Origin of the sequence: Ursidibacter arcticus (assembly GCF_009761375.1) — a bacterium.
GTDB classification, from domain to species: Bacteria; Pseudomonadota; Gammaproteobacteria; order Enterobacterales; family Pasteurellaceae; genus Ursidibacter; species Ursidibacter arcticus.
The window spans coordinates 1-286 of sequence record NZ_LEKM01000044.1; the positions used below are offsets into that span (position 1 = coordinate 1).

General features: G+C 45.5%; 1 protein-coding gene. It reads left to right on the forward strand.

Going from position 1 to position 286, the window contains the following annotated elements:
- On the forward strand, positions 1 to 286 hold a 286-nt coding region (locus A1D25_RS01470), incomplete at both ends, for a hypothetical protein (RefSeq protein WP_157393952.1).

The following is a 286-nucleotide window of genomic DNA, read 5'->3' on the forward strand; positions in this document are numbered from 1 at the left end:
GTTCTGTGGTGGCAGATAACGACGGCAACTATGAATTTAATCTTACTGATTTAGGTAAGAATTTTGATATTCAGCCAGGCGATCAAATTACCGTCACAGCGACTACACCAGGTGAAAAAGAGAGCGAACATTCAGAACCTGTGACCGTTCCTGCGGTAGAAGCGGGCAAAGATGGACACCCTTACGATACAAAAGCACCTGAAGCAACGGTAGAGATTACTACCAAAAAAGAACCAGGTGACGGCTCTGCAGAGATTGCTGTAACCAACGCAAAACCGGGTGATAA